We start from the raw sequence: 15,648 nt of genomic DNA on the forward strand, positions 1-15,648 counted from the left end.
TTTTCATGAGCACGCATACTGAGCCATTGATCGGCCCGTTTACGCCTTCTCTATCGCGGCGCCCCGTGGGTCGTGAAGCAATGGCCAAAAATAGGCCAAACCTCGATGGCTGTGCATGATCGTACCCCGCACCAAAAGCGGCTCCAGCTGCGAATCAAGCCGCACAAGATTTTGCGCAATTTTCTCTCGCCCAAAAATTTGTCCACAGCACCGACAAAGCCAACAAAAACGACATCCACGAACCGATCACATTCAACGAGCATCGAAATTTTGTTGACTTTATCGGCGCAAAAACACCGCACAAATCAAGATTGACTGACGGCCACAAGTTGTCGCGACCTGATGCTCCCAACCACAGGAGCTACCAATGGGACGACAGCTTCGTGAACTGCCATGGATCGCCAAACGATCGAACGGAATTTGGTACGTTCACTGGTACGATAAACCCGCCCGTCAGACGCGTCGCTGTAGCCTAAAAACCAAAGACCTTGCCGACGCGTACTACATGTTTGAGCGTTATCTCGCCAAGTGGCGGGTGACGCCGGCGGAGAAACCACGTGGCATGAACGTCACGCACGTCACCGTCACCAAAATTTTGGACTTCTACATCGCAAGGCGCATAGACCGCGAATGCATTGATGTGAAGCGGCCGCGCTCCGCGCGTCCCTACATCGAGATGTTCTTCAAAGGCACGCCGCTGAACCGGATCCGGCTCCAAGCCTGCGCGGCTTACATAGATGCCCGTCGCGCTGGCCAGGTACGGCCCGCTCGTGGCAGGCGCTCCACGTTCATTGGGAGCGATGGTTCAATCCGGCGCGAGCTCCTGATTCTGCGCACCGCGGCTCGCTACGCACTCAAGCATGAATCGATCTGTGGCAGCGACATGCCTCTGATTGAGGCGCCGCCAGAGCCGCCATCTCGAACCGTCTATCTCACCAAGGCCGAATATAAATTGGCCCACGAGACGGCCGAGGGCGAGTTGAAGGATTTCATCGCCCTCGCCTATTACACGGGCGCCCGCCGCCGCGCGATCGAAAATCTTACCGCGGGCCAAGTCGATTTCGACGGCGGCCATATCCACCTTCAGCCGGACAACGCGTCCGCAAAGCAGCGCCGCTCGAAGAAGCGCAAGCCAATCACGCCAATTGTTCGCCCTCTGCTTCCGGTGCTAACCCGTCTCACCGCAGGTCGCCTTCCAAACGACCGCCTATTGCCGAAGAAGGACTACTACTCGCCCTTCAATCGGCATCTGAAGCGTCTGGGGCTCTCCGCTAAAGGCTTCCCGCACATCCTGCGGCACACACGGGCCACTCACCTCCTCCAGGCGGGCGCCTCAATCTACGACGTCGCCAAGCTGCTCGGCGATACGACCGCCACTGTTGAGCGCGTGTACGGGCATCACAGCAGCGAAAGTTTGGGGAAGAAGCTGGACGAGTTCGAAGAAGGGTGAGGCTCTGCGATTGGAGTTGCTATCGAAGTGAGGGTTGCGTAAGTCGCCGCACCCCTGGCTTTGGCAGAGGATCAATTGCCGAAGAAGCTAGCCGGCCTCGGCGACTCGGCGCCGTCATCGAAAGCTAACAAACCAAAGGGTCCCGCCCGCTTACGTGCCTCTTGGCGTTGTTCTAGAGCTCGCTGCTCGAGCGCTGCTTCCTGCCGCGCCTTCTTCTCTGCATATCGCCGATGGCGTTCGGCGGCCTTCTTGCGGCGTTCGGCCGCCTCGACGTTCTTCTTTTCCACTTTGGCCCGGCGCTCTGCCTGTTTTTGGTTCTCGAGATCCCGCGTCCGGACCTGGTCGGCCTTTTGGGATCGGGCAGGATCATCCTGCGAAGAGGTCCTTTGCGGCTCGAACTCGGCTGGCGTTGCCGCCTGTACGAGGGGAGCCGATGAAGATGCGGGCAGACTCGGCGCCGCTTCCGTCGGCGCTGGCAGAACCACTCTTGCTGGGGGAAGCGATCTAGTCGCTAACTTTGGTTGAGGCGCCTGCTGAGTTGGTTCTAGCGCCGCTTGTCCGAGCAATATGCCGCCGCCGAATCCAATTCCAATCAGCAGGGCTGATGTGGCCACTCCCGCGAAGAAAATGCGTTCCCTTGACGCCATTGGTCGCCTCCCGATGCTTCGGGAGAGGCAACGCTGAAGCCTCAACATTGTTTCGAAGGAAAGCGCACTCCTACTCCATTCCTCTAGAAAGGCGAAAAAAAAATGAACCACTATAGGCACCAACCAACGCGGTTTGCGGAACGGACACGGCAGCGGAGCGTTCTAACGCATCACCAATCTGGCGACCTCTATGTTCACCCCTTTGCGCACCATCGCCGCCGCTATTCTGCCCGCGTTATACTGTTTAAGTGCCGTCGCTGTTCGCGCCGAAACTATCCTGGGTGAGGCGCACATTGTTGATGGCGATACCGTAGAGATCGGCGAGAAGAAGATCAGGCTAAACGGCCTCGATGCCCCGGAAACCGATCAGCTTTGCTTGGACGCCAAAGGTAAGAAATGGGCATGCGGCGTTGCTTCACGCGACGCGCTTGCGGCCTTCTCCAAGACTCGGCCGTGGTCCTGCGACGTTTCTGGCAACGATCGTTACGATCGCTTTCTCGCCTCGTGCTCTATCGCTGGCCAGAACATCAATCAATGGATGGTCAGACACGGATGGGCGCTCGCGTTCGTAAAGTATTCCGATCGATACGTCGCCGAGGAGACTAAAGCCCGTGATACGCAGGCCGGTCTTTGGTCTGGCGCATTTATCGCGCCTTGGGGTTGGCGATCTCGAAATAAACAGAGCGCCGTTTTCGGCGCCGTCTCAGTCCCAACTAACGCTCAAGAGCTCTTGCTCGGATCTGTCTCATCGCAGGAAGCACCGGATCCTGCCTGCACCATTAAAGCCGGTGTGAGCAACGGCGAGTGCATCTATCACCTGGCAGGCGATCGCTGGTACGCTAAGATGAACATGGATAAGCCCGACCGGCGTTGGTTCTGTTCCGAGCAGGAAGCTGAAGCCGCAGGATGCAGGGCGCCGAAGCGGTGATCCTAAGGAAAGCCAGCGATGAAATGGGCATTAGTCATGATGGCGATGGGGACGACGCCACTCCAAACAAATATGCTCTACGATGATTTACAGGCCTGCTATGCAGCTGAAGAGAAGATCGCTGCTGAGTATACCAGTTCTTTCAATCAGTGGATCAAGACGAACGGCGAAGGAATCCTCATTCCTCCCTTCATAAAGCAGCGCGTTCTTCGCGGAATATGTACTCCTTATCAAAGCCCGGTTTCCGCACCGAATATGGAACCCCAGCCAGAGCTGCGCTTGGGACCGAGGCAGCCGGAAGCAATGGTCCAAAGCGATAGAGGCGACGTCGGCGACCACGCCCTGCAGAAGCAGGTGATCAATCTGGTCGCAGCTCTGAAGCACATCAAGACGCTGGCGCAGGCCGCAAAGGACGGCGAAGATGTAGACGTACTTCGGAAGAACTTCGAGATGATCTCAACGCTCGTGAACAAGGCGCTGCCGAGGACGCGCAAGAGGATTCGATGAGTGACGACGACACCCAAGACCAACCTTCGGCGGAGCCAAGCTCGCTCCATCACCTGCCCGTTGATACCGCGATAAGACTTCGCTGGGTACTGCGTGACATCCGAGCGGGACGAACAAAACTGCTGGCGCCATCCAGCGATGACCTGCGGTTGCTAGCAGAGCGGGGCTTGATCAGCGTGAACAACGATAGGCTCGTCCTGACGGATGCGGCCATTTCGGTAATTGGCGGCCTCAGATAGAAAACCCCGCCGAAGCGGGGCATATCCTGACGCCGGGAACACAACAAACTCGGCACCGTCCTTAACTAGCTAGCCTGAAGTTCGAGGCCAAGCTGTCCGAGCAGCCTTGTTGCCTCATCGAGACGGTTGCCGCTAGTTTTTGAACCTTTCCGCTTAATGACCTCAGCTTTCCAGTCCGGAACGCGCTCCTCCATTGCAAGCCAATGAGCGGTTGCAGCGAGTTCAAGAATGGTCACGTTGACTGCAGCAAGTTCCCGGACCCGCTGTCGGAGCTGCTGATCCTGCAAAAAAGAATATACGTGATTGATCCCCTGCGGCTTAATCTCAAACACGCTATAACGCGCACCGTCCGATTGTCGACGTCCAAAAGTTTCTTTTATCTTATCAAACGCTTCGGCATCTAAAACGGCGCTGTCGAGATCGCGAGAATATGGTCCATAATGATGATATGAGAATGAGAATCCACTCTGCGCACCCAACTTATCCAGCAGGTATGCAATTTTCTGAAGTCGAATTCGACTGACGAGCCGTCCACCGGCAGCTGCCACCACATCAGCAACCATGGCCTCAGGTTCAGCTGGCATGTTTCCCCTCCCACTCACTGTCTAGCCGCGTCGCGGTCTGCGACATCAGCAAAATATAAACGCGTGAACTGCTTTTTCGTTACCAAGGCATCAATTAGGCTTGAGAGTTTGCTGATTTCTTGTGGTTCACCGCCATCCAGAATGTGTAGTTTCTTGTGCATTCGCTCCTCGTCCCCACCAATTTCGGCATAAATGCCGATTGACGCTTTATCGTCGATCAGCACCTCTTCGGAGGCGATCTTGGTCTTGTTGTCATTGGTGATTCGGCGCAGCTTCGACCGTTGACGACCTTGGTCTTCGCCAAATTCAGCTAGGTCAAGCGTTTTGTACAAATCTCTATCCCGCAAGCGCCTCGCGGTATCGGAAACCACTGGATCCTTAGCGCGTGACATTGCGTCGAGCGAACCAATGACAACCGCATCATCAATCGCAAGGTAGCTTGAGATCGTCTCGTCACTTCGGCTAAAGAAGCTCAGAAGCGGATGCTCATCCGGCAGCCCCGTCTTCCTGTGATCCGCCTTCTTTCCAGCCGCCAGTCGTGCGATAGCACGCAGCAGCTTCCCGATCATGTGCTCGACGCAGCGCGTGGCTTTGTGAAAATAAACTTGCTGATGGAGTGTGTAGCGCGCCAGCAGAAATTGCTCTGCAGCGGGAAGCGCCTTCTTCGTCAAACAAAAGGTTGGGACTTTCCGGAAATCGTTGCCTACTTCATCGGGAGCGTCCAACTCGATCTCTGCGACGCGGACATTTTCGATCAGCCAATCGAAGTCGATTGCGCCTGCGCCTGTGCCCGTCATAAGCTTGTCGCGTTGAAGATAGTCGAGCCTGTCCGCATCGAACGAGCTCGATACGATCGCGTGGTAAATGTCCTCGGGGTCTTCTTTCTCCAGTAAAACTGCAACCTTTTCTGTTGTTCCAGCTTCGAAGGATTCCAGCAAAGGTCGTATACCGCCGTCGGGATTGCGTATGATGTCCGCCGTCCATTGTTCATGACGCTTTTTGACGCCGCGCGATTCTTGCACACCTTCGAATGTATGGCTAAAGGGACCGTGGCCGAGATCATGCAACAAGGCGGCGATCAGCGCGATTTTGGCCTTCTGTTCGTCGTAGTGCTGCTGATTACGGATCATCTCACGTTGGATGATCTTCACGAGCGTGCGGGCGGTATGAAAAACGCCTATTGAATGCGCAAAGCGCGTATGCACTGCGCCAGAGAAGGTGAATTCAGAGACACCTAGTTGCCGGATGCGCCGGAGACGCTGGAATTCGGGCGCATCAATGAGCGACCATGCAAGTGGATCCACTCTCAGTTGATCCGTCTCATCGAACACGATGAGCCCGTGCACAGGATCGCGCAGCCTTTTCCCCATTCCATTCGCCCAGAATCAAAAAGCTATGGCGCGAACGTAGCCAGATGCCCTGCCAAAGTCCAAGGTCCGCGAGGATATCCCGGAAATTTGGTGAAAATTACAAGCTATTGGGGCGACTGAAAAAGCCCATAAGCTGTAGCAGCTGGCCTCTTAAAACACTGCCGGGTCTATCTAACGCGGCAGTGCTACGCCGCCATCCGCCGCGCCCCGCTGATGTGGTGCTGTCGTCGACCTTCGCCCGCCGGCGCCGACAAGTCTTTCGGCGTTCTGGGCATCGCGATACTCCACATGTGATCCGGAAATTGTAATGACTGCGCCGGCAGATGGGAGCCCTCGTTTGAGCGTGATTGGTTGGTTCAGGCGCCGCACCATATCCCGGTATGCCGATGACAGAGCGGTAGACGATTTCGCGCGGGTTGCTCGAGAGCAGAGCGCCCCTCTCGATCGCGACCAGGAGAAGCGCCTGGCTGATCTGTTGAGCAGCGATGTGGGACCTTGCTGAAAATCTAGAAGAGATCGCCAAGCTATTGGGCCAATCCGAAAGGAACCCCAAGCTGTAGCGGCTGGACTCCCATCGTGGGCCGCTCCACTTTCGGTCATGACCACAAAGTCGCGAGAGCACCTTTACGGCACCTCAGTTCGCATGTCGGCCCAGCGCGCGATGGAAGCGCGCAAGGAGGCCGACAAGCTCGCTTGCATCGCCTGGTCGCAGCGCATGCTGGGCTTTCGCGGGCCAGCTCAACCCTCTCCGACGCTGGGGGATGCCCTCAACGCTGGGTTTCGCTATCTTGAGGTCCGATGCGCCGGCTGCGAGCTGCACTCCACGGTTGACTTGACGACTGTACGTCGACCAAAGGAGACGACGCCGATCCATGAACTGGAGCGCCGTATGGCATGCAAAGACTGCTCGCGGATGCGCGGCTATCGGTACAAGCGCGGCCAGCTCGTCGCTTTGCGACAAACGCCGATATCGGCCAGCGACCCCCCTTCGGTATGGTGGCCTGGCGAGCGGTAGCATGTGCAACCTCTATTCGATGACGAAAAACGTCGACGCGATACGACGATTGTTCGGGGCGGTAAACAGCCAGGTCGGCAACCTGCCATCCCTGCCCGGCATCTTCCCCGACTATCCTGCCCCGATCGTTCGCAATTCGGCCGGTGAGCGCGAGATTGTCATGGCGCGCTGGGGAATGCCGTCGTCGCCAGTTGCGCTGATGGGCGCCACGAAGAAGCGAGCGGCCAAGCTGGAGGCTAAGGGCGCGACAGTGGATTTCAGGGAGTTGCTTCGGATCGAGCCTGACTGTGGCGTGACGAACATCCGAAACACGTCATCGTCTCACTGGCAGCGGTGGCTCAGCCCCGATAACCGCTGCTTGGTCCCGTTCACGTCATTCTCAGAATACGACGCGATTGATGGCAAGAAAGTGCCGGTCTGGTTCGCAATTGACGAAAGCCGGCCGCTACTGGCCTTTGCCGGGCTGTGGACGAACTGGACCTGCGTGCGCAAGGCAAAGGAAGGCGAAATCACGGAGGACTTTTTCGGCTTTCTGACCTGTCAGCCGAACGCGGAGGTCGGTAAGGTGCACCCCAAAGCGATGCCGGTGATCCTGACCACCCCCGAGGAGCATGACGTCTGGATGCACGCGCCGTGGGGTGAAGCCAAAGCGCTGCAGCGGCCTCTGCCGGACGGATCGCTCCGGATCGTGGCGGCAGGCGAAAAGGAAGACACGGAGGCGGCATGACAACATTCGTCGAATCGCGGCCCTACGCCGATCCGGAAGCCGCCGCACGCAAGCTGATGGAGATTGCCTATTCGGTCGAGCCGGTTCAGGACGGCCGCATTCACATCGAGAAGGTCAACTGGCCATTCTTGCACGATCTCCATGGATCACCGGCTGAATATCGAGCCGGAATTGACCGCGCCATTGAAAACGGCTGGTTTTGGATGCACGAAAGCGGCACCTATGTCCGCCTGACGCAAACCGGGACAGACCTGTTTGCATGAATGCCGTTAGCGCTTGCGCTTGGCCGGTTTTGCGCGTCGATTATACGGCGAGCGGTTTGTCGGCCCGAGCGAAATCCCTTCGCGCTGGGCTTTGCTGCGGATCGCGGCTTGCGGCCGTTCAAGCTTCAGGCTGATCACGCCCGTCGGCGTATTGGCTTTTGCCAGCTTGCGAAGTTCGCGCACGTCCTGATCTGACCATCGCTCGCGGGAGCGCCGCTTATAGATCGGGTTCGCTTTGCGCGGTCCTTTCTTGCCGATCGGCGATCCTGGACGTTTCCAATCTGGTCGCGCCATGTGCTTCTCCTTTGTTTCAAAGATGAACGGCGAAACGATTAGTTCAGTTCCACGATGGGAACGAAAGAACATGGCCGGCTTTGAATCGACTTGCACAGGAGCTCCGACCTGCCGTGCCCGCGCGCCCCAAGCAAGCCATTGGCTCCCAGGCAAACTTTCCGGGCTTCATCCCGCCGGCACTGGCTTCGCCTATCGAGCGCGTGCCTAAGGGCAAACGATGGATTCACGAGATCAAGTTCGACGGCTATCGCGTCCAAGTGCATCTCGTTGAAAAGAATGTGAAGGTTTTCACCAGGCGCGGTAATGATTGGACCAAGCGCTTCCGGAAGATTGCTGACGACGCTTCGCGTATCCCGGCCGTGACTGCGATCATAGACGGCGAAGTCGTGGTGCCCGCAGAAGACGGCACCACGGACTTTTCAGTTCTGCAAAATGAACTCCGCGGCCGATCACGAAACATCGTGCTGGTGGCATTTGATCTGCTCTACCTCGATGGCCATGACCTGCGAAGTTTGCCGCTGCATCAGCGGAAGGATGCACTGAAAGCACTAGTCGGCGGCACCGCTGTTCAGTTCAGCGAGAGCTTTACTATCGACGGTCGCGAGATGTTCGATCACGCCTGTAAAGTCGGCCTCGAGGGCGTCGTTTCAAAGGTTGCCGACGGCACCTATCCAACCGGTGAGCGCAGCCGCAATTGGGTCAAGAAAACCTGTGCCCAGCGCGAGACATTGGTGATTGCTGGATTTGCTGAGAAGGACAACAAATGGGACGGCCTCCATCTCGCAAGGCGTAAGGGGGGATGCTTTGCTCTACGCCGGCAAGGTCGATCACGGTTTCGACAAGGCTTCAATTGCTGATCTGCGTAAGCGCCTCACGCCATTAGTTCGGAAGACGCAGCCTTACACCAAGAGAATTGCCCACAAAGGCGTGTGGGTTGAGCCTGAGTGGCTTGCCGAAATCGAATACCGGGCAAAGTCGGCGGAAGGCAAAGTTCGGCACCCTTTCTTTCGGGGTCTCAGAGAAGAGCTCTGAAGAGTGAAGCGGAATTGAACCCTGTCGGCAGCCCGAGAAAGCAATGGCCACGATTGGGGGAAGCTGGCGACGGATCGGTAGCCCGTCGGCAAAACGGGGCGACCAATCCGCCGGGTTGAATACCTCGATCTAGCCCCCTGGCCGGCGCTCAAGGCTCAGGCTGGTTTCAAGACCCAGGCCCCGCTCGAGGGCGGCGATCTTGGCATCTAGATCAGCCAGCCAGTCTTTGTCAGGGATCATACCTGATTTGCCATGTCTGGCCTTCGACACAACCAAAGCTTCTTTCAGCCGGCGTAGACTTTGAAGTTCGAATGCTTTTGGTAGGCTCCCAACCATGGCGTCCTCCTTCATGCCGCTTCTGAGATTCGCGAGGTCGATTGACGCCGAGCTGGCTTCCCGCCGGGTGGCCGCGGACCATAATTGAGGGCGGACAAAGCTTCCAGGATGTCATCAATCGACACGGGTTGGCGCTGGCCCGGAATTGCCCTCAGCGACGGGCAGGATGTAACAGCGGCGGCGTCCGAGGCCCATGACGCCAAGATCGCTCTCTTCTCGGCTAGGGTCAGTTCTTCGTCCGCCAGGACGTCGCGGGGGTGGTCGTAGACCGACCCGGGATGAAGGATTGCGTTGAGGTCGTAAACGTTGTCGTCAATTACACGGCCGCAATTGGTCATGTTGTCCTCCTATCTCCTTTCGTTTTGGACGACAAAAATATTAGGAAGACGGTGCCAGTCGTCAAGAATTACAGGGCAGAACTTTTCTAAAGGTCCATCTGGCCGGCAGGAATTTTGCCGGTCTTGCTAATCCCCGTTCCCGAAAGGCCCGCTGCCCCGAGCTGCGGCAGGCCTTTTTGCATGCCCCATCTCGCGGCGCTCCGGCTCGCGTTTTCGCCAGGGGCTGGGTTCACGACGTGATAATCATAACGAGCCTTGTATACCTGATGGATGGCAGGTGATGGATACGATCATCTTGTTGGTTGCCGCCTCTCTCCTGATGGCCGTCGTCGTCATGATCGACATTTGGTATTCGTGAAGGAGCGTCATGAATCCATCAAGGAACACCAGAGCCGACTCTCGGTGTGTGGCAACGGCGGTACGTTAACCCTAGCTCTACGGGGAGAAGCAAAATGTAAGATCATCCTTGTTGGCCGCACTCTGCCCAACTAGCATTCTGAGCCATGCTTGGCTGAAGGAGTGCGCGATGAGAAGGTGGTGGGCCCTAGGGGTAGCGGTAGTTATGGCGATCGGAATGGGCGCGCCAGTCAACGCGGCTCCGATGGATAAAACGCTGAAGGCTTGCGGTAATTCAAAGGGCTGCGGATTTTCCAAGCTCGACAACGGAGACGTAGTTGGGTGCTCCCCGAAGAGCAAAGGCGGGAATGGCCGATGCTTTTATTGCAATTCAAGTACGAAGGATTGCTTTCAAGTGAGGCGGATACCAAACGGAAAGTGGAAACGAATCCCTGGTGACGTGCTCTCTAACCTGCCAAAGCGAACACCGGTCTCGCGTTGAAATGCTTGGCATCATTATAGCCTCTATAGCAAGTGTAAAACCCACGCTAAATGACATCTCACGACGAACTGCTCCTCAAGACTTTGAAGACCATTCAGGCCAAGCTCAATGACACGTCCAAAGACCTGTCTGAGGTTAAGGTCGATATACGTGGACTGAAGGGCCACGTGGCTGCGTGCATCGACAGAGTGGAACGTAGGCTCGATGCGAAAGAAGGATGAGCGTCGGGTCACATACGCCCCATCCACGCGCTCTGACGTCGGCCTGTGACAAAGCCCTTGCCGTGGCGCAAGTCCCCGATGACGCTCTGGCTCACCTGAACCATCGCCGGACAATGTGATCTGGAAAGTGCTGATGAAGTTCTCCGATTGGACAACCAGCGTCGACGGCTTCGTGTCAGTCGAAGCCAGCACTTGCGACAGGCTTCTCAGCGACGCGGAAATGTCTCCGCGCAGGCGATCACACCTTCTTCTCCACGAAAGTCATGCCGACCCAACGCAACGGCTGCTCGTTGCTTTCGAACAAAGCACCTATATCCAACCCCATCGCCATCCAGAGCAATGGGAAATGATAATTCCAATGCGGGGGGTGCTCGCCTTGCTGTTGTTCTCCGATAACGGCCATGTCGCTGACAGAATCGAACTCACCGCAGGATCGATCCCGATATCGCAGATCACCGTGGGAGCATGGCACACGGTCGTCGCCCTGACGCCTTCGGCGCTCATGCTCGAGATCAAACCGGGGCCATACCGAGTTGCGGAGTTTCTTGAACTATTCCCTCCCGAGAATTCCCCAGACGCGAGACGAGCTGCGGAATGGCTAACCTCCGCGAAGGCAGGAGATTACTGGCAACTTTGACTTGCGGACGCTAAACGGCGTTCCCAATAGCGTTCATCCAATTTGATCCGTTCCACCAAATTGGAATGCCTAAGGACGCGTCGTATATTTGCGTCCCAACCGGAACCCCGGTCGGCCTCGTGCTGGTCACGCGACATATGACCGGAGCCTTGAAATCCCAACAGCCGTCATTATTGAGAACACTGACGTCCGGGTCGCTGCCAGCTGAATTCCGCATCGTAAGCGTAACATCACCCGTTCCGTTCTCAATCAACATCGTCGGAAATGAGTTAGTAACCATCGGCTCATGCTTGAACCAATGAGCAGCTTGTGTGGTCACTGACCCAACTGAATAGTTCACCGCCCCCGTTAGATAGTTCACCAGGTACGGTGTGTGGCGCGGGGTGCCGTCGCTTGAAAAAGCGGCGATTGCGTAGTGATACATATCGTCAAACGCGACATCGCCGACCTTGGCCTGCCCCATCCCGACCTGCCAGATCGGATGGCCTAGATGCGCGTAGAATATACTCGTTCGCAGGTTATCGCTTGCCGTCCTAGACGGATCGCCAACATCCGCATACTGTCCCGCATTATCGAGCCAGATATAGGGATGCCAATTGGCTGAGATTCCAAAACCGTTGCCGTCATGTTGGCCGACCGGATCGGTTTGCTTGGTGTAATAGAACAGTCGCTCTTGCCAGCCTTCCTTCGCTGGCGGGAATGCGGAATAGCTCGCACCGAGCCCGCGATCCTCCACCATCATGTCGTTGTCGACGCCGCTGAAATCCGGGTGCGTCGATACATCCGTCTTCACATAGCCGTAGCAGATCGGCCACGGGACTTCGACCACGCCGCCGCCGTCAACGTCGCAGAGCGTGATCGCTGCCTGCAGCACGGTCTTGTTCTCTGCGTTCGTGTTATCTGTCGAAGCGCCGAACCACATCACCGAATAGCGGCCTTTTGAGTGCGCGCGCACCCAAGCGCCTGTATCAGCGTCAGTGTCGTCGGCTTTGATGTAGACGCCTTCGCCCGTGTCGCTTGAGATGTATGTGGAGTAGTCGCCGGAGCGAAACACAAACCCGCCTTCGCGCCCTTCCTCGGTGGGGAATATGAATGACGTCGAGCTCGTGTTAAGCGCCTTCAGAGCAGTTCTGGTCGCCACCTTAACGCTCGCCGCGCTAGGGTTGTAAAGCTGCCAGTCGGCACCGTCGTAAACCTTCAACGCGCTCTCACTCGTGCTCCAATAGAGCGCACCAGTGAGCAAGGCGTCGCCATCGTTATCGAGCATCGGATCGGCAGATTTCGCTCCGAGATACCGATCTTCAAAGCTGTCGAACGACTCTGCGGCCGCTGTCGCAGATGCCGCAGCAGCGGTCGCATGGGTGGTCGCCGTGGTCGCACTACCCGAAGCAGCCGTCGCGCTGTTCGAAGCCGCAGTAGCTGAGTCGGCCGCATTGCTGGCCTGAGTCGTGGCGGTCGTCGCGCTACCGGCCGCAGCCGTTTCAGAAGCCGCAGCCGCGGTAGCTGACGCCGCAGCGTTGGTCGCCTGCTCGCCGAAGTCGACGATCAGGTCCCACTTGCTTTCGTCGAAGCCATCGGTCGAGGTGTGCGCTACGTTGGCAGTATAGAACGCATCTGCGTAAAAAACCGTGCTTTCCGTCGTGTAATCGATGCCTGGCTCCCAAGTAGTCGGGAGCGAGAATCCAATGTCGAACGTCGCATCCAATTGATTGACGCCGACGCTGCCATTGGCCAGTCGGCCATCGGCGCGGATTGACGTCTTCAGGAAGTCGACGACCTCGCCAATCGACGTAACGACCGCGTTCAGATCAATGTTGACCTGGTTGCCAGGTAACGGCCGCGTCGGGTTGCTGACCTGGTAACTTTGAAAATCGTACTGACGAGTGTATTTTGTCGGATAGGGCATGCCGGCGACACTTTCGGAGCCGCGTTTAGCGCGGTGCTGCCGGCGGAGCAGCTGTGTCACCCAATCGCTATACTATCATGAATGAGGAGAGTTGGAAGCGTATTATGCTCTGAGCATTCGCGCGTAAGACGTTCTACGGCTCGTTCGTCTCTTCCAATCTTGCTCAAGCAACAGCGGCTTTGCCTCGTCCTGACCCGAGGGATTCTGAAACTAAAAAATTAGCGCCGGGGCGTTCCGACGTTTGGCGGCGAGGCGGCCGACCCCCCACCAGGGGTGCCCCACCCGCCTGCCCCGCCCATCGATGGCCGCGACGCACGGCGCACGGCGCACGGCTAAGCGCTCGTGTTGACTTTGTCGCACTCCTGCAGCGTGCAAAATAATTTTCAGCAGCAATAGCGCCCAGCGCTCAAGGCGCTACGTGTTGACTTCTGCCTGCAACAGCAAATTCACAGCGATGCGCCTCTTGCGCTTCTGATTTTTTGGCGCATCATCACGGCGGGTCGAAAGCCCATTGATCTAAGCCGAATGTCGTTACCGGTCAGTCGGCGATCATAATTTCTAGTCCGGGGGCCGCGCGCGCATGTCCAAGGCGCGAGCCTAAAGGCGTGCGGGGCTGCTCTTAGATGCGGTCATTTCGCCCCCGGATGCAATTTGCTCGAAAGGCAAACATCTATGAACGCTTTGAAGAAAATCTCCGCCGATCAAATGCCCACCGATCGCGCCACCGATATCGTCGAGCGCCTTAAGGCGCGCAACGTACCGATTGCCCTGATCATTGATGATGGTTTAGCAGTGATTCAGGCCCACGTGCCTTCCGGCCAAGCCGCCCGCATGTTGAAGCCGCTGGGCCGGAAAGCCGTTGGGCAATTCTATGCGATGCCTCGCAATATGGTGGTGATTGACGCCATCGTCTCGCTCAGCAAAGCGGAGCGCATGCTGGCGGCCGGGAGGACAACGGCCTAGAAACCGCTGCACGAGGCGCCCAAAAAGCGCCTCGTGTTTCCCTGGTGCTTCCCAGGACGGGAAAATCATCTAGCGACAATCGGAGGCAATGCAGAATATGTCAGGATTTCAACCGCTTAATTGGTCGGAGCGAGAGGATTTGAACCTCCGACCCCTAGTCTCCCAGACTAGTGCGCTAACCGGGCTGCGCTACGCTCCGAGCCGTTACGGCCCCGTTTCCATATAGCGTTTTCACGCGAAGTGATACGGATTCTTACAAAGAAAATGCATCAGGCGAAAGCTACGGTTCGCCCTCGCTAAGCGCATCGTCCAGCAATTGCCTGCAGGCGACAAGTTCGGCCAATACACCCTTTAGCTTCGTAAGCTCGACAGAGGCGGCGCCTACGCCCGGAATCGCATCGCTGTCGGGACCGGACCAGAGTACATCGTCGAGGTCGTGCCGCAGCGGCCGATGCACAACCGGCTCCCGCTCGCGAGGTGAGTTGTCGCCGTCATCTTCATCGTCTTCCGTGTCCTCGGCGCTCTCGTAGCCGGACTCGTCCTCATCGATTTCGTCGAGAGTGTTGCGGATATCCTCCTCGATCGCGCCGAAAGCCGCGGCAGACGACCCCTCGGTCAGGCTTTGCACTGATTTGATGCCGTGCTCTTTCAGAATCCGTTGCACGCCGCGGATCGTGTAACCCTCGCTGTACAACAGATGGCGGATGCCACGAAGCAGATCGACATCGTCCGGACGATAATAACGCCGGCCGCCGCTGCGCTTCATCGGCTTGATCTGCGAAAACCGGGTCTCCCAGAATCGCAGGACATGCTGGGGGATATCGAGATCGCCGGCGACCTCGCTAATCGTCCGAAAAGCATCCGGTGCCTTGTCCAAATGCTCGCTCCTCTGCCAATCGCGACGAAGGCCGGACTAATCCGTTTTGGCGCCGGCGCCGTTGCTGTTGATCCGCTGCTTCAGAATAGCCGACGGCTTGAAGACCATCACACGACGCGGAGAGATCGGCACCTCGGTGCCGGTCTTGGGATTGCGGCCTATACGCTGGCCTTTCTTGCGCACCATGAATGATCCGAAGGACGACAGCTTCACCGTCTCGCCCTTCTCCAGGCAGTCGGTGATCTCTTTGAGAACGAGTTCTACAAACGCAGACGACTCGGTGCGCGACAGTCCTACTTTTTTGTAGACGGCTTCGCAGAGGTCGACGCGAGTGACTGTTTTTCCGGTTCCGGTCATCGCCTGCCCCAAGCTCCCGGCGAACAATTTGTAACTGAAATTAAGAGTTTAACGGCCCACGGTCAACCTATCACATGATGCTTTCGGATAATAGATGGCGGCATTTGCGGCGGTGACTT

General features: G+C 57.2%; 18 protein-coding genes, 1 tRNA gene and 1 pseudogene. 10 read left to right on the forward strand and 10 right to left on the reverse strand.

All coding sequences use genetic code 11. The features are described 5' to 3' along the window. Window positions 1-367: 367 nt before the first annotated feature. Window positions 368-1,450 (forward strand): site-specific integrase, encoded by a 1,083-nt coding sequence (locus NB311A_RS15745; RefSeq protein WP_083780493.1) that lies wholly within the window; start codon window positions 368-370, stop codon window positions 1,448-1,450. A 71-nt stretch (window positions 1,451-1,521) separates the two neighbouring features. Here NB311A_RS15745 and NB311A_RS15750 read toward each other — a convergent pair whose 3' ends face one another. Beyond that, entirely contained in the window at window positions 1,522-2,097 is a 576-nt protein-coding gene (locus tag NB311A_RS15750) for a hypothetical protein (protein WP_245257014.1), read from the reverse strand. 190 nt (window positions 2,098-2,287) lie between these two features. On the opposite strand from NB311A_RS15750, the gene NB311A_RS15755 reads away from it, so the two are divergent. The 3 genes from NB311A_RS15755 to NB311A_RS20755 are packed head-to-tail and all read left to right on the forward strand — an operon-like array spanning window position 2,288 to window position 3,771. Beyond that, window positions 2,288-3,025 carry a thermonuclease family protein gene (locus tag NB311A_RS15755; protein ID WP_009799482.1) on the forward strand — a complete coding sequence of 246 codons (738 nt, stop codon included), beginning with the start codon at window positions 2,288-2,290 and terminating at the stop codon, window positions 3,023-3,025. 18 nt (window positions 3,026-3,043) lie between these two features. Beyond that, window positions 3,044-3,532, forward strand: coding sequence for a hypothetical protein (locus tag NB311A_RS15760; RefSeq protein ID WP_040675552.1), 489 nt, complete (start codon window positions 3,044-3,046; stop codon window positions 3,530-3,532). Continuing rightward, window positions 3,529-3,771, forward strand: a complete 243-nt coding sequence (locus NB311A_RS20755) for a hypothetical protein (protein ID WP_009799484.1) — start codon at window positions 3,529-3,531, stop codon at window positions 3,769-3,771. The genes NB311A_RS15760 and NB311A_RS20755 overlap by 4 nt, the downstream gene beginning before the upstream one ends. Before the next feature lie 65 nt (window positions 3,772-3,836). Here NB311A_RS20755 and NB311A_RS15765 read toward each other — a convergent pair whose 3' ends face one another. Both NB311A_RS15765 and NB311A_RS15770 read right to left on the reverse strand, forming a co-directional pair. Beyond that, on the reverse strand, window positions 3,837-4,355 hold the full coding sequence (locus tag NB311A_RS15765) for a hypothetical protein (protein WP_131522926.1): 519 nt from the start codon (window positions 4,353-4,355) through the stop codon (window positions 3,837-3,839). Window positions 4,356-4,369: 14 nt separating this feature from the next. Continuing rightward, window positions 4,370-5,725: an HD domain-containing protein gene (locus NB311A_RS15770; protein ID WP_009799486.1), complete on the reverse strand. Its 1,356-nt coding sequence runs from the start codon at window positions 5,723-5,725 to the stop codon at window positions 4,370-4,372. 598 nt (window positions 5,726-6,323) lie between these two features. Here NB311A_RS15770 and NB311A_RS15775 point away from each other — a divergent pair. The 3 genes from NB311A_RS15775 to NB311A_RS15785 are packed head-to-tail and all read left to right on the forward strand — an operon-like array spanning window position 6,324 to window position 7,730. Further along, window positions 6,324-6,740, forward strand: a complete 417-nt coding sequence (locus NB311A_RS15775; RefSeq protein WP_009799487.1) for a hypothetical protein — start codon at window positions 6,324-6,326, stop codon at window positions 6,738-6,740. A gap of 1 nt (window position 6,741) precedes the next feature. Continuing rightward, on the forward strand, window positions 6,742-7,467 hold the full coding sequence (locus tag NB311A_RS15780) for an SOS response-associated peptidase (RefSeq protein ID WP_009799488.1): 726 nt from the start codon (window positions 6,742-6,744) through the stop codon (window positions 7,465-7,467). Next, window positions 7,464-7,730, forward strand: coding sequence for a hypothetical protein (locus tag NB311A_RS15785; RefSeq protein WP_009799489.1), 267 nt, complete (start codon window positions 7,464-7,466; stop codon window positions 7,728-7,730). Before NB311A_RS15780 ends, NB311A_RS15785 begins: the two co-directional genes overlap by 4 nt. Window positions 7,731-7,736: 6 nt before the next feature. Here NB311A_RS15785 and NB311A_RS22695 read toward each other — a convergent pair whose 3' ends face one another. Next, window positions 7,737-7,913: a hypothetical protein gene (locus NB311A_RS22695; RefSeq protein ID WP_245257015.1), complete on the reverse strand. Its 177-nt coding sequence runs from the start codon at window positions 7,911-7,913 to the stop codon at window positions 7,737-7,739. Between the two features lie 224 nt (window positions 7,914-8,137). Between NB311A_RS22695 and ligD the strand changes: the two are divergent. Beyond that, a pseudogene (ligD, locus tag NB311A_RS15795) lies at window positions 8,138-9,056 on the forward strand (non-homologous end-joining DNA ligase). A gap of 129 nt (window positions 9,057-9,185) precedes the next feature. Here ligD and NB311A_RS15800 read toward each other — a convergent pair. Continuing rightward, entirely contained in the window at window positions 9,186-9,407 is a 222-nt protein-coding gene (locus tag NB311A_RS15800) for a hypothetical protein (RefSeq protein ID WP_009799492.1), read from the reverse strand. Continuing rightward, on the reverse strand, window positions 9,404-9,730 hold the full coding sequence (locus NB311A_RS15805; RefSeq protein ID WP_009799493.1) for a hypothetical protein: 327 nt from the start codon (window positions 9,728-9,730) through the stop codon (window positions 9,404-9,406). Before NB311A_RS15805 ends, NB311A_RS15800 begins: the two co-directional genes overlap by 4 nt. 1,279 nt (window positions 9,731-11,009) lie before the next feature. Here NB311A_RS15805 and NB311A_RS15815 point away from each other — a divergent pair. Next, complete coding sequence (locus tag NB311A_RS15815; RefSeq protein ID WP_245257018.1) at window positions 11,010-11,426, forward strand: WbuC family cupin fold metalloprotein; 417 nt, start codon at window positions 11,010-11,012, stop codon at window positions 11,424-11,426. Window positions 11,427-11,436: 10 nt separating this feature from the next. Here NB311A_RS15815 and NB311A_RS15820 read toward each other — a convergent pair whose 3' ends face one another. After that, window positions 11,437-13,131, reverse strand: a complete 1,695-nt coding sequence (locus tag NB311A_RS15820; RefSeq protein ID WP_131522927.1) for a hypothetical protein — start codon at window positions 13,129-13,131, stop codon at window positions 11,437-11,439. An 873-nt stretch (window positions 13,132-14,004) separates the two neighbouring features. Here NB311A_RS15820 and NB311A_RS15825 point away from each other — a divergent pair. Continuing rightward, on the forward strand, window positions 14,005-14,295 hold the full coding sequence (locus NB311A_RS15825) for a hypothetical protein (RefSeq protein WP_009799497.1): 291 nt from the start codon (window positions 14,005-14,007) through the stop codon (window positions 14,293-14,295). Between the two features lie 121 nt (window positions 14,296-14,416). On the opposite strand, the gene NB311A_RS15830 is transcribed toward NB311A_RS15825, so the two are convergent. The 3 genes from NB311A_RS15830 to NB311A_RS15840 form a co-directional block, all read right to left on the reverse strand. Next, window positions 14,417-14,494, reverse strand: a tRNA-Pro gene (locus NB311A_RS15830). Window positions 14,495-14,575: 81 nt separating this feature from the next. Then, entirely contained in the window at window positions 14,576-15,172 is a 597-nt protein-coding gene (locus tag NB311A_RS15835) for a MerR family transcriptional regulator (protein ID WP_009799498.1), read from the reverse strand. A gap of 36 nt (window positions 15,173-15,208) precedes the next feature. Next, on the reverse strand, window positions 15,209-15,529 hold the full coding sequence (locus tag NB311A_RS15840; protein ID WP_009799499.1) for an integration host factor subunit alpha: 321 nt from the start codon (window positions 15,527-15,529) through the stop codon (window positions 15,209-15,211). Between the last annotated feature and the right edge of the window lie 119 nt (window positions 15,530-15,648).

It is taken from the genome of Nitrobacter sp. Nb-311A, from assembly GCF_000152905.1.
Classification (GTDB): domain Bacteria; phylum Pseudomonadota; class Alphaproteobacteria; order Rhizobiales; family Xanthobacteraceae; genus Nitrobacter.

What these genes read in the sequence shown, in the direction of transcription:
- NB311A_RS15825 (WP_009799497.1), top strand. Translation starts at nt 14,005, where the DNA reads ATGAACGCTTTGAAGAAAATCTCCGCCGATCAAATGCCCACCGATCGC.
- NB311A_RS15755 (WP_009799482.1), top strand. Translation starts at nt 2,288, where the DNA reads ATGTTCACCCCTTTGCGCACCATCGCCGCCGCTATTCTGCCCGCGTTA.
- NB311A_RS15765 (WP_131522926.1), bottom strand. Translation starts at nt 4,355, where the DNA reads ATGCCAGCTGAACCTGAGGCCATGGTTGCTGATGTGGTGGCAGCTGCC.
- NB311A_RS15770 (WP_009799486.1), bottom strand. Translation starts at nt 5,725, where the DNA reads ATGGGGAAAAGGCTGCGCGATCCTGTGCACGGGCTCATCGTGTTCGAT.
- NB311A_RS15760 (WP_040675552.1), top strand. Translation starts at nt 3,044, where the DNA reads ATGAAATGGGCATTAGTCATGATGGCGATGGGGACGACGCCACTCCAA.
- NB311A_RS15815 (WP_245257018.1), top strand. Translation starts at nt 11,010, where the DNA reads ATGTCTCCGCGCAGGCGATCACACCTTCTTCTCCACGAAAGTCATGCC.
- NB311A_RS20755 (WP_009799484.1), top strand. Translation starts at nt 3,529, where the DNA reads ATGAGTGACGACGACACCCAAGACCAACCTTCGGCGGAGCCAAGCTCG.
- NB311A_RS15775 (WP_009799487.1), top strand. Translation starts at nt 6,324, where the DNA reads ATGACCACAAAGTCGCGAGAGCACCTTTACGGCACCTCAGTTCGCATG.
- NB311A_RS15780 (WP_009799488.1), top strand. Translation starts at nt 6,742, where the DNA reads ATGTGCAACCTCTATTCGATGACGAAAAACGTCGACGCGATACGACGA.
- NB311A_RS15800 (WP_009799492.1), bottom strand. Translation starts at nt 9,407, where the DNA reads ATGAAGGAGGACGCCATGGTTGGGAGCCTACCAAAAGCATTCGAACTT.
- NB311A_RS15745 (WP_083780493.1), top strand. Translation starts at nt 368, where the DNA reads ATGGGACGACAGCTTCGTGAACTGCCATGGATCGCCAAACGATCGAAC.
- NB311A_RS15750 (WP_245257014.1), bottom strand. Translation starts at nt 2,097, where the DNA reads ATGGCGTCAAGGGAACGCATTTTCTTCGCGGGAGTGGCCACATCAGCC.
- NB311A_RS15840 (WP_009799499.1), bottom strand. Translation starts at nt 15,529, where the DNA reads ATGACCGGAACCGGAAAAACAGTCACTCGCGTCGACCTCTGCGAAGCC.
- NB311A_RS15805 (WP_009799493.1), bottom strand. Translation starts at nt 9,730, where the DNA reads ATGACCAATTGCGGCCGTGTAATTGACGACAACGTTTACGACCTCAAC.
- NB311A_RS15785 (WP_009799489.1), top strand. Translation starts at nt 7,464, where the DNA reads ATGACAACATTCGTCGAATCGCGGCCCTACGCCGATCCGGAAGCCGCC.